General features: G+C 49.0%; 16 protein-coding genes. 2 read left to right on the top strand and 14 right to left on the bottom strand.

Annotated features, from left to right (window positions below; all coding sequences use genetic code 11):
* Window positions 1-78 precede the first annotated feature (78 nt).
* Window positions 79-1,257: a mercury methylation corrinoid protein HgcA gene (gene hgcA / locus L7E55_RS10355; protein WP_338091211.1), complete on the top strand. Its 1,179-nt coding sequence runs from the start codon at window positions 79-81 to the stop codon at window positions 1,255-1,257.
* 10 nt (window positions 1,258-1,267) lie between these two features.
* Window positions 1,268-1,570: a mercury methylation ferredoxin HgcB gene (hgcB, locus tag L7E55_RS10350; protein WP_277444125.1), complete on the top strand. Its 303-nt coding sequence runs from the start codon at window positions 1,268-1,270 to the stop codon at window positions 1,568-1,570.
* Here hgcB and L7E55_RS10345 read toward each other — a convergent pair.
* The 14 genes from L7E55_RS10345 to mntR form a co-directional block, all read right to left on the bottom strand.
* Window positions 1,538-2,209, bottom strand: a complete 672-nt coding sequence (locus L7E55_RS10345; protein WP_277444123.1) for a 2-hydroxyacyl-CoA dehydratase family protein — start codon at window positions 2,207-2,209, stop codon at window positions 1,538-1,540. The genes hgcB and L7E55_RS10345 overlap by 33 nt on opposite strands.
* Window positions 2,210-2,443: 234 nt before the next feature.
* On the bottom strand, window positions 2,444-3,565 hold the full coding sequence (locus tag L7E55_RS10340) for a 2-hydroxyacyl-CoA dehydratase subunit D (protein WP_277444122.1): 1,122 nt from the start codon (window positions 3,563-3,565) through the stop codon (window positions 2,444-2,446).
* Entirely contained in the window at window positions 3,498-4,517 is a 1,020-nt protein-coding gene (locus L7E55_RS10335; RefSeq protein ID WP_277444121.1) for an acyl-CoA dehydratase activase, read from the bottom strand. Before L7E55_RS10335 ends, L7E55_RS10340 begins: the two co-directional genes overlap by 68 nt.
* 54 nt (window positions 4,518-4,571) lie before the next feature.
* Complete coding sequence (gene saoD / locus L7E55_RS10330; RefSeq protein WP_277444120.1) at window positions 4,572-4,904, bottom strand: DsrE-related protein SaoD; 333 nt, start codon at window positions 4,902-4,904, stop codon at window positions 4,572-4,574.
* A gap of 69 nt (window positions 4,905-4,973) precedes the next feature.
* Window positions 4,974-5,768 carry an ABC transporter ATP-binding protein SaoA gene (gene saoA, locus L7E55_RS10325; protein WP_277444119.1) on the bottom strand — a complete coding sequence of 265 codons (795 nt, stop codon included), beginning with the start codon at window positions 5,766-5,768 and terminating at the stop codon, window positions 4,974-4,976.
* The gene (gene saoP / locus L7E55_RS10320; protein WP_277444118.1) at window positions 5,768-6,598 is read right to left on the bottom strand and encodes an ABC transporter permease subunit SaoP; all 831 of its coding nucleotides are present in this window, start codon (window positions 6,596-6,598) and stop codon (window positions 5,768-5,770) included. Before saoP ends, saoA begins: the two co-directional genes overlap by 1 nt.
* On the bottom strand, window positions 6,544-7,353 hold the full coding sequence (gene saoB, locus L7E55_RS10315) for an ABC transporter substrate-binding (seleno)protein SaoB (RefSeq protein ID WP_277444117.1): 810 nt from the start codon (window positions 7,351-7,353) through the stop codon (window positions 6,544-6,546). Before saoB ends, saoP begins: the two co-directional genes overlap by 55 nt.
* 8 nt (window positions 7,354-7,361) lie before the next feature.
* Window positions 7,362-8,498 (bottom strand): ABC transporter substrate-binding subunit SaoX, encoded by a 1,137-nt coding sequence (gene saoX, locus L7E55_RS10310; protein WP_277444116.1) that lies wholly within the window; start codon window positions 8,496-8,498, stop codon window positions 7,362-7,364.
* 66 nt (window positions 8,499-8,564) lie between these two features.
* A complete protein-coding gene (gene saoC / locus L7E55_RS10305) occupies window positions 8,565-9,083 on the bottom strand; it encodes a Cys-Cys-COOH (seleno)protein SaoC (protein WP_277444115.1) in 519 nt (172 codons plus the stop codon).
* Entirely contained in the window at window positions 9,038-10,135 is a 1,098-nt protein-coding gene (gene saoE, locus L7E55_RS10300) for an efflux transporter SaoE (RefSeq protein ID WP_338091209.1), read from the bottom strand. The genes saoC and saoE overlap by 46 nt, the downstream gene beginning before the upstream one ends.
* Window positions 10,132-10,395, bottom strand: coding sequence for a thioredoxin-like (seleno)protein SaoT (gene saoT, locus L7E55_RS10295; protein WP_277444114.1), 264 nt, complete (start codon window positions 10,393-10,395; stop codon window positions 10,132-10,134). Before saoT ends, saoE begins: the two co-directional genes overlap by 4 nt.
* Before the next feature lie 26 nt (window positions 10,396-10,421).
* Window positions 10,422-11,198, bottom strand: coding sequence for an acyl-CoA dehydratase activase (locus L7E55_RS10290; protein WP_277444182.1), 777 nt, complete (start codon window positions 11,196-11,198; stop codon window positions 10,422-10,424).
* On the bottom strand, window positions 11,199-12,362 hold the full coding sequence (locus L7E55_RS10285; RefSeq protein ID WP_277444112.1) for a double-cubane-cluster-containing anaerobic reductase: 1,164 nt from the start codon (window positions 12,360-12,362) through the stop codon (window positions 11,199-11,201).
* Window positions 12,363-12,523: 161 nt separating this feature from the next.
* Complete coding sequence (gene mntR, locus L7E55_RS10280) at window positions 12,524-13,009, bottom strand: transcriptional regulator MntR (RefSeq protein ID WP_277444111.1); 486 nt, start codon at window positions 13,007-13,009, stop codon at window positions 12,524-12,526.
* Window positions 13,010-13,043 lie beyond the last annotated feature (34 nt).

The following is a 13,043-nucleotide window of genomic DNA, read 5'->3' as shown; positions in this document are numbered from 1 at the left end:
ACATAGCTATGCTTCAATAGTGATCACTATGAAAAATTAGCTTACAAACTGTGAATGTTTATTGTGGAGGTGAAAATCCTGGAAAATAAAAGTTGTTGTAGTCCTGATAATAAGGATTTGCTAAGTAAATTGATAGAAATAAACCCTGAAGATCGTGCGTTCAATCAGAAATCATCCTGTTGTTGCGGAGTCAATGATAGTTGTTCTTCAGGAGCAATTACGCAGTACGATCTAAAGGACAAATGGGTAGTTGGAGAAATCCAGACGAAGGTAGGCAAAGTACCGCAGGTCTCAACGCTATTATCTTTCAGTGATACGTTAGGTTCATGGAAGGCCAGATGGGGAGTCAACCGGATGAACTATAAAATCAATCCGGGACTCTATGCTGTTGGATCACCAGATGATAGTTCACCGGTCCTGGTAACCGCCAACTATAAGTTAACCTTTGATGTATTGAGGAAGGAGTTGAAAGACCTCAAGGTATGGATTCTGGTACTTGATACCAAGGGTATTAATGTCTGGTGTGCCGCGGGAAAAGGCACATTTGGCACAGAAGAGCTTGTAAGCCGTATTGCCAAAACAAAGCTATCACAGGTTGTCACGCATAAAACGCTGATATTGCCGCAATTAGGTGCGCCGGGGGTAAGTGCTCACGTTGTTTTAAGGCAAACTGGCTTTAAAGTAGTCTATGGATCGGTGAGAGCAAAGGATATAAAGGCATTCATCAACTCGGGAATGAAAGCAACCGGTGAAATGCGGACTGTAAAGTTTAGCGCTTATGACCGGCTGGTTTTGACGCCGATTGAATTAGTGGGCACTTTCAAGATATCCTTAATGATTTTTGGCGTACTATTTTTGTTAAACCTCATTGGCATAGGCCCTTTCGGACTCACTGATTTTTACGCTTACGTCGGCGCATTAATAACAGGTTGCGTTTTAACTCCTGTGCTGCTTCCATGGATTCCAGGCAGAGCTTTTGCATGGAAGGGATGGCTATTGGGTTTTCTCTGGACGGTTGGCGTAAATATGCTTAACGGATGGCCTGAATCACCTTCATACAGTTTAGTAAAGGCTTTGGGGTATTTATTGATCTTACCGTCAATATCTGCATATTGCGCAATGAATTTTACCGGCGCCTCTACGTATACTTCACTATCAGGTGTTTTGAAGGAAATGAAGCTGGCTGTTCCTGCAATTACTATCTCTTTAAGCGTTGGGATAATCCTGATTTTGGTTAACGGTTTTATAAAGCTTTAAGGAGGCAGTTATGAAAAATCGTTATTTAAAAAATGTTTCTACACTTAAGATGAATTCGGATAGATGTACTGGTTGTGGAATGTGTATTGAAGTCTGTCCGCATAAGGTGTTCGATTTGAAAAATGGAAGATCCGAAATTGTTGACAAGGATGCGTGTATGGAATGCGGCGCATGCGCAAAGAACTGTCCGTTTAATGCGATAGAAGTTAATCCGGGTGTTGGCTGTGCACAAGCGATTATTAAGGGGTGGCTGACAGGAACTGAACCCAGTTGTGACTGCTCAGGCGGCAGCAGTAACAGCGGGTGTTGCTGAGTGCCTTTGACCAAACACGTATGATCTGTTCCTCGGTTGGAGGTTCCGTATGCACATTGGTTTCCAATGTGACAAAGAGATAATGCCCTTTGCACGGGTTTTATTAATAAGTTCTTTCATACGAAATCTTCTGTATGTTGCCGACGTGCCTGCCCCTTCACCGAGCTCTCCGTGGCTTTGCGCATCAAGAAGATAATGTGCAATTGATTCGAGTGGTGGAACGTCAAGCCGGTAATCTCCGGTTCCGGCTGCTTCCCAACCCACTACCGCTCCATGCGATTCTTCGATTACTTGTAAAATACCCATGCCACTACCGCCACCGGCGAATACGATCGGAATAAAGAAGCGATCCTCCGGTATACGCGCTGCCAAGGTTAACTCATCGATCAATTGATCAAGCAAGGCGATGTACTTTTCCGGTTGTCCAAAATAATGAGTGGATCCTACAAGCAGTTGCATGGTAGGAATACTTGATAGATAAAGCGGCGCCTTTAGCCGCAAATCAAGAATAGTTCGGATTTTTTGAGAAACGAGATTCTTGCGATTGATCTCAGACCATAATTTTTCATCGTCAAGCGGTTTGCCGTTATTAAGCCAGAGAACAACGCGTTCCAATTCCTTGACAAGAAACGCGACCACAAGAATTCAGGAGGAATCTGGAAATAATTTTCTCCAACACTTTCGGCCGCGCGGCTTTCTTCGCGCCACAATTCACCCATTCCGACCGGAATAGTGTCGCAAGCGTAAATAAGCGGCGTTTCCCACGAATTACCACCCCAGATCGCTTTTTTACCCTGGACAACGAGTCTTTCGATGTTAGCAATGTTGTACGACTCTCTAAGTTTTCCAAGCTCCTCGACAGCCGATGACGTTTTACCCCGTGCAGCGGCGGCATATTGTGTTGGAACCATTCTTTTTGCTCCTTCTTGCGTTGATTACTTCAATGAATGCCTTGATGCGTGTTTTGATCTGTCCGTAATCGTTGCCCGAGTAGTCGCTTGACAGATCGAGCACCGGGATATCGATACTTTGAAAATGATTGAGAAACGGCTTTTTGGTGATTCCATAGCACGAACAGAATTTGAGATATACATGCAGCACCCCGTCGACCTGATATTCCTGAGCCAGTTGACCGGCAAAGTTTACGTTATCTTGAAGTGTTTTCATACGGGTACACGGTGCTTGATCTAAATACCCGTCAGCCAATGCCAAAAGTGGATCGCCTGTTTCCTTTACCGTATTATAGAACGGCTTTAACCCTGCGCAATGATCTTCCACCACCACGCGCGCGCCCATTTCGCCCTCAAGAATGTCAAGAAGACGACGGTCGCCGTCGGCGGCAATACTGCCGCTAATCATGAGACGCAGCGGACGGGAGCCGGCGCCGCTTACCGCGGAAAGAGCACGGTAGATTTTGTCGTGCGTGTCAATAAGCTTTTCGGGCGGAACGTAGTAAAACGCTCTTGCCGGTTCGACAAAATCCTTGCCCGAAATCGGCGGATTGTCGCGTTTGCGCAGTTCGGAAATGTTTTTGATAAGTTTACGGAGAATATTATAGCGCACGATCTGTTCACGAATATAGCTGTCGGAAATTTCGTGACCAATGAGTTCAAACAGGTCGCGCTTTAGTTCGAAAATCTCATCGCGAAAGAATAGCCGTGATGATTCCAGGTCGCGTAATTTCGGTAAATTGAGCAGCTTGACAGGAACAAATCCTTCAATCAGTTCGGTTACACGCTTCATAGATGCGCATGTGTGGAAGTTATAAAGCTTGTCGACAGCGCTATAGAACGGGTCACCTTGCGCAAAACCGCCGATACAGCTTTTGCTGAAATCGCAAAAAACGCTTTGGGTAAAGAGTTCGCCTGCAGCAACGGTTTCGGAATCGCCGGCTTTAAGGAGTCGCGCGTGACCCACACCTGCGGCGTTAAGCACTTCCAGCGGTGTATAGGCGCAGAAATAGCCGACCCTTTTTTCGTCCATCGGTTTTGTCAATAAAAGCGCGTTGCTCCTGTTCAATCAATTCATTAATATGCGTGGTGGCCGTGTGCTGTTTGTCAAAGGAAGCGCTGGAAACAGCCGTCCCGCGCGCCGCATGCTGCGTTGCATAAACTGCCGCCCCCAAAGCGCCAGCATAAATCATATCGAAGGTTGTTGGAATAAAAGAGTTTCCAATAAGCTCTTCGAGCGCATGACGCATGCCCGGGTTGTTGGATACGCCACCGGTGAATATCAGCTCCGGCTCAGTGCCGATGCGACCGAGGAGATTGCTTACACGACGGGCGGCTGAATAATGAATTCCCGCGGCAATATTAGCCACCGCTTCGCTGTCATTGACTCGCGCGCCTTTTGCCCTGAGCGAAATCACTTCTGATTCCGCAAAGACCACGCACTGACTGCTGATGATCGCAGGGCTCTTGGAAGTCAACGCGTACGTTCCCATTTGATCAAGTGTAATACCCAGAAGCACCGCGGCTTTTTCGAGGAATTGACCGGTTCCGGCGGCGCATTTATCGTTCATAGCAAATTCAACGACCATGCCGTTTGTTCTGTCAACTTTAATCGCCTTGGAGTCCTGACCGCCAATGTCAATAATCGTGCGGGCCTCGGGATACAAGGCGTGAGCTCCCATGGCGTGGCACGATATTTCGGTGACCACATCAAAAGGAATGTCATTAAAAGAAAGTGCAATCCGGCCGTAGCCGGTGCTTGTGATGAATCCTATTTCACTTCGTTGCACATTTGCAAGCACAAGTAATTTTTCGATAAGTTCATCGGCAGTTTCTTGCATGTAAAGACCGGTTGCAATAAGCGTCACGAATATATCTTTTCCCGTGAGCAGCACGCCTTTTGATGCGCGTGATCCAAGATCAAGCCCGATAACCGGTCGATCGTACGTAAACTTCCATGGCCGTCCGCCAATGAATTCGTCAAGGCGGTATTTCATGGGCATCCTTTCATATCCACAATGATGTATTTGGCAAGTGCCAAATGTCTGACTTTATAATGTGATTACCTGATCAACGCCGGCTCCGCCTAATGCGGCGTAAAGGTTGGGGAAGCATCCGATCGAAGCGCCCGGCACCAGTTTTTTATCAATGCCCCGCTCTATGGCGCACTGGTCGCAGGCCATCAGCAGCATCCCGGTTTTCTCGTGCAGGGTCTGCAGCCGTTCGCCCATTTTGCTGCCTTCCAGAAGGAAGAAAGCGTTGTCCATAAAGAAAAACATTCCTGCGACTTCAGCGCCGTGATGGCCTCCTTCCAACTGCGGAATGATCATGTTGTTCAGTATCTTTTGGGAATTGGTCGAGCTGAAAACATAAGCAACTTTCATTATAATTGCACCTCCATAATTTTTTGAATGTGTAAAGATCAAAACCTTACATACTGTTTGTTTTATTATTTAGGCAAGACATAACTTTCTTTCCATTTCGGCTGAATCCGACTCCTTGTTGATGGCAACCTTGAGGATATCCATCAGGCGTTCCTTGCTCCTAACATATTCCTTATCCTTCCGGTCCCGGGGACGGGGCAGTTCAACCCGCATGTCTTCCAGTATCTTTCCTTCCCGGGCGGACATCACAATAACCCGGTCACTCAGATATATGGCTTCATCAGCATCGTGCGTCACCATGACGACAGTGGTCTTATCCTTCAACCATAGAGACTCCAGCTCTTCCTGCAGAATTTGCCTCATCTGAAAGTCGACCGCTCCCAGCGGTTCGTCCATTAAAAGCACTTCCGGCCTGCCGGCCAGGGCCCGGATGAAGGCAACCCTTTGTTTCATCCCGCCGGAAAGCTGGTGCGGATACAGCTTTTCCTTTCCTTCGAGCTGGGCTATCGCCAGCAGTTCCTGCAAGCGCTGCTCCCGTTCCTTTACCGGTACTTTAGACATTTTCATGGGGTAGAGGATGTTGTCTTTTACCGTCATCCAGGGAAAGAGAGCGTAATTTTGAAAGACGAAACCTCTGTCCGGCCCCGGCTTGGCGACCTGGCGGCCGTTAAGCAGGATCATGCCGCCGGACGCGACCTGGAAGCCGGCGATAATTGTCAGGAGGGTGGTCTTCCCGCAGCCGGAAGGGCCGAGCAGGGTGACAAACTGGCCTTCACTCACAGAAAAACTCACATCTTTGAGAACTGTATGGTCGTTATGATCATTTATAAAAACCTTGGAAACGTTTTCAATTTTTAATTCCATTACTGAACAAACCTCCATTTGGTCAGAGACTTGTTGAACATCAGAATAACCCGGTCGATCATGTATCCGATCAGGGCGGCCATGATCATCAGGGCCACTAATTTACCAGTCTGCATTCTTGTCTGCGCTTCCACCATGGAGTAGCCGAAACCGGCACTCGTCGCGATGAATTCCGCTCATATAACCGACATCCAGCCCAGCCCGACGGCTATTCTGCCCCCGATCAGGATATCCGGCAAAGAAGCAGGAACGATAATGTGCGCGAATATGCTCCAGGGCCCGGCGCCCATACTGCGGGCCGCGTTGTAGTAATCACCGGATATCTTCTGCACCCCGGCAATGGTATTCATTATGATGGGGAAAGTCCCGGTGAAGGCAATTAGAAACACTGTGGGCCCGTCACCGAGACCGAACCAGACGATGGTCAGCGGCACCCAGGCCATTATCGGTATCTGCCTGAGGGAATCAATCAGCGGGTCGAGCATTTGCATGGCCGCCTTTGAGTAGCCCATGAGAAAGCCCAGCGGTATCCCGATAGCCATGGCGTAGAGGAAACCGGTCAAAACTCTCTTCAAAGTAAGCAGCAGGTTTTTAAGCACATCCGGATCATGCACGACGGAGGTTAAGGTAACCATAGTTTTCCAGGGAGACGGCATCAGGAATTCGCTGTGGTAGTGGTTGGCGGCCAACTGCCAGATGCCAAAAACAGCCGCGATCGTAATCAGGCGGTACAATATTTGTTTTTGACCGAGCGAGCCCATGACTTTCTCGCGCATCAACCGCGCGTTGCCGGAATTGTAAAAACCTGCCTTATCCCCAACCGGATCCATAACTCCACCTCCTCTCGTGTAAAATCAATATTTTTATATTTCCGGATCTCTTCCATAAGAACATCCGGGTTGTTAAGATCTTCAACCGAATCCTGATACAAGTGAAGGAATTCTTGATAGCGCGGGTCTTCCTTAAAACTCTTGTTCACCACCAGCACATAGGTGACATGGCCGCCGCTCCCGGCGGCAGGCGGCAGTTTGTCTCCAGGCATGGTAAAGCCCCTTAAAGCATCCACGACCACCCCGTCGACCGCGTTTTTCTCATAAGCAAAGGGAATGGCAGCCGGCAGCACCGGCACGGCGGCGCAATCGCTGCCGAAAAGTTCAGCCACTATCCGCGTCTGGTGGTTACGGTTCTGGGCAACCCCGATTTTTTGGGGGGTAAGCCCTGGTTTAAGCACCACAATGTCGGAATTGATCAGGCACGGGCTGACTACTTCAAACCGGCCGTCTTTTTCCAGCAGGCTTTCGGCCGCGTCGGGACACATGACGGCCAGGTCGTATTGATTGGTGCTCAGGGCCCACTGGGAGGTGCTGGAACAGCAATCCTTCACCGGGTACAGTTCAAAGTTGTTCCGCACCTCAACGCCCCCGTAGCCCTTTTCGTTCACCAGGTAATGAATGATCATGCCGCCTGTGTCGTCAGGCGCCCCGATTTTCACCTTCCCGCCGCGCTCTCCCCGCTGTGAAAAGGCTGAGCATGCCGCCGCCAGCAGCAGGGCGACAGCCACCGGAATGAAAAAGAATTTTTTCATATTGGTAATTAAGCTTTTTTACCTTCCAGTTGATAAGCCTTGGCTTTCCAGTCTTCATAGGTCATGCCTAGTGGGAATACCGGGTCTACCTTTTCCTTGATAAAGGTGTCGAAATTACCGGCGCCGCTTTCGTCAAGCAGCTTGGTCTGGATGAATTCGTCAACTCCAGGCGCTTTGTCGAGAGTTTTCACGCTCATCTCGTAATCAATCTCGTCCATAAAGTTTTTGGTGTCGACCTTCCAGGCAAGCGTTCTGCCTTCACCGACAGTTTTCTTGTAGATGGTCATCAGGCCTACTTCCACGGGCACGAAATAGTTGTTTGCAAATATTTCCGCCGATTGTACCGGATGGGTGTATACATATTCGATTGCCTTTGCATGCGCCAGGATCATCTTTTTAGCGAGTTCCGGGTGATCCTTGGCAAAGTTTTGGTTCATGGAATAAACACAGCAAGAACCCCATTCACCGTTGGGCAGTTTGCCGAGCGGCTGTACGATATGTCCGGACTGATCGTACTCAGCCATCGACCCCCATGGGTCGCAGCAGAGGTATCCAGCCAGTTGTCCGGCTTTCATGGCCATGAACTCGTCTTTATCAGCCATGTCAAAGTTCTCGTAGCTCTTTGAATCGGCCGGGATGCCGGCTTCATTAGCCATGCGGACCCAGCAGGAATCGTTCTTTTCAGCGTCAGTGCCAAGAGCCACTTTTTTACCCACCAGGCCCTTGGCATCAGGAATATTGTTTGAAGCAACCAGGTAGTAAGAGCCTCCCAGGTGGTTGTTGGCGGCTACAAAAATGGGGGAACCTTTCAAGTAAGCCCTCATCAAACCTTCCGTTCCGATATAGCCGACGTCCATCTGACCCGCCGCCATTGCTTCAGGCACCTTGCCGTTGCCCGTAACGTTGACCTTGAGCCCAAGTTCCTTAAAAATTCCCGCGTCCTTGGCAATGCAGGCGGCGGTCATATGATCGCAGTTGTAATAGCCCAGATTAACCACGTAGTCCTTATCTTTATCCGGCGCGGAAGTTGTCGTGGTGGTTGCCGGTTTTGAGCCGCCGCAGCCGGCCAGCAAGGCTGTTGCCAATGTTACAATAGCCAGCAAAATCATGGTTTTTATTAGTTTTTTTGTGTTTACTTTTACCACGGTTTATTTCTCCCCTTTTTTTATCTAATGCTATTTAAATTAAATTCGCTCAGCATGGTGTGGCACCTAGCAACAATCTTTCATCCCCTCCCCAAACAAATCTTCCAATTTGTCACCATCAACGCGAAAAATCGCAAATCCAACATTTGCTCCTTTAGCTCCCTGGACGATAAATTCCAGCGGCGGTTTTTGGTCAATATCCCTGAACTGGATTAGCTGATTTGAAGCCGGAGCCGGGACCTCGTTTGTGCACCTGTATTCGCCGGCAATGTCCAGGACCACCAGCATCAGGTTTTTCTCTTTGCTTTCCTGAAAAATAACCGCCAAATCTTCCGTCCCGTCGTTGTTCAGGTCCGCCCGGGCACATACGAGAACCTCTCTTCCCGGGTGGCTTGAAATAAAATATTGAAGCAATTTATCGTCCAGGTTAACCCTGATACCAGTGGTTTGGCCGTCTCCGGCAACCTGCTTGCCGCAGCCGCAGCAAGCACCGGCCAGCAGGCAGAAAAGCAAACATATAATCGCAAGCCGGGAAGTCATCAGGCTGACCTTTCCCTGGCCAGATAACGCGCGATACCCGGCCATAAAGAATAGAATCCAAGGCATAAAATAATCGCCGAACATAAATACTGCAAGGGCTCCGGCGCGGAAAAAATTAATTTATTGGCGAAACCTACGGTTTGACGCGTTTGGGTAAGGTCGAAAAACGGGATAAATCCCGGCAGCAGCCATTTGTTGGTAAGGTAACCGATCAGTAAAGAAACGCTTACCAGCGTTAGTGTATAAATTGCCGCCGCTCTTTTGCCGATCATTTTATAGATGCTGATCAATTCAGGCAGGTTTGTGGCAGCGCCTGTCATAAGAAAAGTTATGGCTATCCCCGGCGCCGCTCCGCTGGCCACCAGCGCCGCGACAAAGGGTATATGGCCCACCGCGCATACATACATGATCGCTCCCAGCACAGCGATGCCGGCAAGCGAGATCAGCCCCGGATTGCCCAAAAATTGTTGAATAAAAACCGGCGGGACCAGGGTGGTAATGACTCCGGCCAGCAGCATGCCTATTACCACATACTTGCTTACCTGCACCCCCAGGTCCGTAAATCCCCAATAAAGCCCCGACCGCAGTTTTTGCCCAAGGCCGGGCGCCTCACCGGGTTCGAGTTCCACTAACTCCCCGGGATTTTCTGTGCCGGGAGCGTGGATTTCCCGCCCCGCCAACAAGTTGCCTATGCTCCCTATTAACACCGGCGCCAAAAATCCGGTGATCAGGTAGACGGTGGCGATTTGGGGGCCTAAAAGACCGTAAGCCAAAATGACCGCGGCCGGATTGATAATGGGGGTCGCCGTCATAAAAGCCAGGGTCGGCCCCAGGTAAGCGCCGGAATAATACAGGCCGATCCCGAGCGGAATCACGCCGCAGCTGCAGACAGGAAGCAGCATGCCCGACAACGTGGCCTTGATTATGGAAGAGAAACGGCGGTTGCCCAGCACGCGCTGAAACCTGGCCGGGCTTAAAATATTGTGTAAAGCACCTGCCAGGATGAAACTGAGCACCAGCCAGAAGGAAGCCCCGTTCAGTATATCAATGGCGGCCAGAATGACCTTTTTTAAAATTTCTATAATGTCAATAATCAAGAATTATTACTCCTGACGGCGGCGTCGATAGCTTCTTCAATATTTTTTTTAGTAAGGTTGTCAATTTTTTGCCGGCCGTTGATAATCATGGTGCCTTTGAAGATCATTCCGTATTTCTTTAAGTAGCCGACATCTTTGCCCGCGTGGTAAATCTTTAGTTCAACGTCGTCCCCGTATTTTTCGACCGCATTTTTTATGTTCACCTCATGTTCTGCGCAACTGGCGCAGGTGTTGATGAATTCCACCTGGACTTTAGGCATGGCAATACCCCGCTTTCATTAAATGCTTATCTTGCTTTAAGAAGCTTTTCCCGCGCGATAATAGCGGCCCCAAAGGCCCCGGCGAGCTGGGATTCGGGAGAGACAACAATTTCCCTGCCCAGAGCCTTGGCCAGATACTCTTTCACCCCCTCGTTTTTAGCTACCCCGCCGGTAAAGGCGATCAATTCACCTTTGCCGATCCTTTCGGCCATGGCAACCACTCTATTGGCGACGGAACGGTGGATGCCGGCTATAATCCTGCCTCTTTCCACTCCTTCAGCCAGCAGGCTGATTACTTCAGATTCAGCAAAGACGGTGCACATGCTGCTGATTTGCACAGGCTCCATGCCGCGTGCCAATTCCGCCAGTTCACTTACGTCAACTCCCATGGCGGCGGCCATCACCTGCAAAAACCTGCCCGTTCCGGCGGCGCACTTGTCGTTCATGGAAAAGTCAGTGACGTTGCCGTAACCGTCCGTAAAGATCACCTTGCTGTCCTGGCCGCCGATGTCGATCACCAAGTCGGCGCCCGGCGCCAGATGGTGCGCGCCCCTGGCGTGGCAGGTAATTTCCGTCATGGCCTTGTCTGCGAAGTCAAGGGTTATCCGGCCGTAGCCGGTGGCGATAATATAATCAATGTCCGCCTGCGCCAGTCCGGCCTTGTCCAGAAGTTCGTCAAGAACCTCCCGGCCGGCCTGCCGCGGGCTGTAACCCGTGGGCCGGAGCGTACTCTGCCAGGCCGAACCGTTCATTAAGACCGCTTTGGTGGTTATGGAACCCACGTCAATACCTACAGTAATAATTTACGTCCACCTCTTATCCAATAGTTCAATAAAAGCGGTAACCCGCGTTTTCAACTGCTGCAAGTCGGAACTTGAATAGTCGGTTTCCAGGTGCAGGCACGGTATGTCAAAATTGTCCTTAACGTAGCCGCGGACTAATTCCGCCTCGACATTATAGGTGTGGCAGGCCTGCCAGGTAAGGTCAACAACGCCGTCGACGCGGTATTCGCCAATCATCCTGCCCAGCAAATCCAGACGCCCCTCATTCGGCGTCATGCAGGAGCAGGGGATTTTCAGTGACCTTTCGGCAATAGCTTCCAGCGGGTCCCGCCGCTCGTCTTCATCAACAAGCATGTCCAGGGTTTTGTAGCCGCTGCAGCTTTCAAAGCAAACCACGCTGCCCCCGTTTTCCTCCAGCAGTCTGATTAGCTTTTCCGAGCCGATGCCCACCGGGCAACCGGTCAGCAAAATGCGCGGCGTGTCCGGCTGGAAAGGCGAGCCTCCCTGCTCGATTACTTCTTTTACTTCGCCGATTAATTTGTTAACCAACGCTATTCCCTCTAATTTGTTTACATTAAACCCCTTCATAAAAGTGGCGGTTAACAGGTCAAGTCCCGAAAGGGGAGCCGGATCAAACTTGTTTAAATCGTGCAGTTCTTTAATGGCCAGCTGCTCGCTGTTGGACAGTTTTATAGCTTCCCGCAGGCTGTCATCGCTAATCGTCACGCCGAGGGTTTCCTCCAACCGCTCCTTCAGCAGCGACAATTCCTCTTTCCACCAGGGCAGCGCGCCGGGCCGGTCCGCCCCCTGAGGCAGGTGCATAACATGCATGGGCTTGTGTTGCCCCAGAAGCTCAAACATCTTTTTCTTGCCGTCGCAAGTCGTTTCACCGATAACAAAATCCGAAAAATAAAAATAGGGGCATTTGCCGGTGATGGCAAACCCAAAACTGGATTTAATCAAAGGGCATATGTTGCGGGGCAGCACTTTTTCCGCGTCCGCGATCGGCTCATCCTTGGTTCCGCAGAGGCTTACCGGTATGGCTCCGGCCGCCAGGACCAGTTCCTGGGGACAATAAGCGCAGTACATGCCGACAACTTTCCTGCCGCTTTGTTTGGCATTTTCCAAGACAACCATATTTTGACCGCGTAAATCATCAAAAATATTCATAGACTCCGGGCGCAAAACAGCCACCATCCAATCAAAAGATTAATTTATCATTATCTTACCATACAATTAATTTATAATTTAAATAGATTATTTTTATGATAAACTAGCTTCTAATAAATAAAATTAATCATAAAAAAATCCTCGCCGCTAAAAGGGCAAGGATTTTAGTGGATGTACTATCCAATTTTTTTCTTAGCATTTTTTTCTTTTGCAAAATCCTTTAATTCTTTGGCTGTTTCCGGTTTGTATTTTACGAATTCCACGAAATTTGCTATACATTCTAATGTATTGTCACTGATAGTATGCTCTATTTTTTCAGTTTCTTCCAATATGTCTTCCGTAACCCCCAGTAATTGCAGAAACTCTTCTATGATCATATGTCTTTTAAGCAGTGCTTTTCCAAACTCTTTACCTTTATTACTCAAAGTTATTATCCCATATTTTTCATAATCCACTAAACCAACCTCAGATAGTTTCTTCATCATTTTAGTAGTGGATGACGGCTGCACATTCAGGGCTGCCGCCAAGTTATGTGTTCTCGTGTAACCTGAATTGAAAGAGAGACGGTAGATCATTTCCAGATAATCTTCCATTGAAGCTGTTAGCATTTGCTCATCTTTTTTCATGTATTCGCGAAAGGTAAAAAACTCCTTATTGTCCATATGACACCAACTTTACTGTCAGGTATTTTAAAAT

It is taken from the genome of Pelotomaculum isophthalicicum JI, from assembly GCF_029478095.1.
In the GTDB taxonomy this organism is placed as follows: Bacteria; Bacillota; Desulfotomaculia; order Desulfotomaculales; family Pelotomaculaceae; genus Pelotomaculum_D; species Pelotomaculum_D isophthalicicum.
Note: the sequence above shows the minus strand (reverse complement) of the source record. Positions and strands in the feature narration are given on the sequence as shown.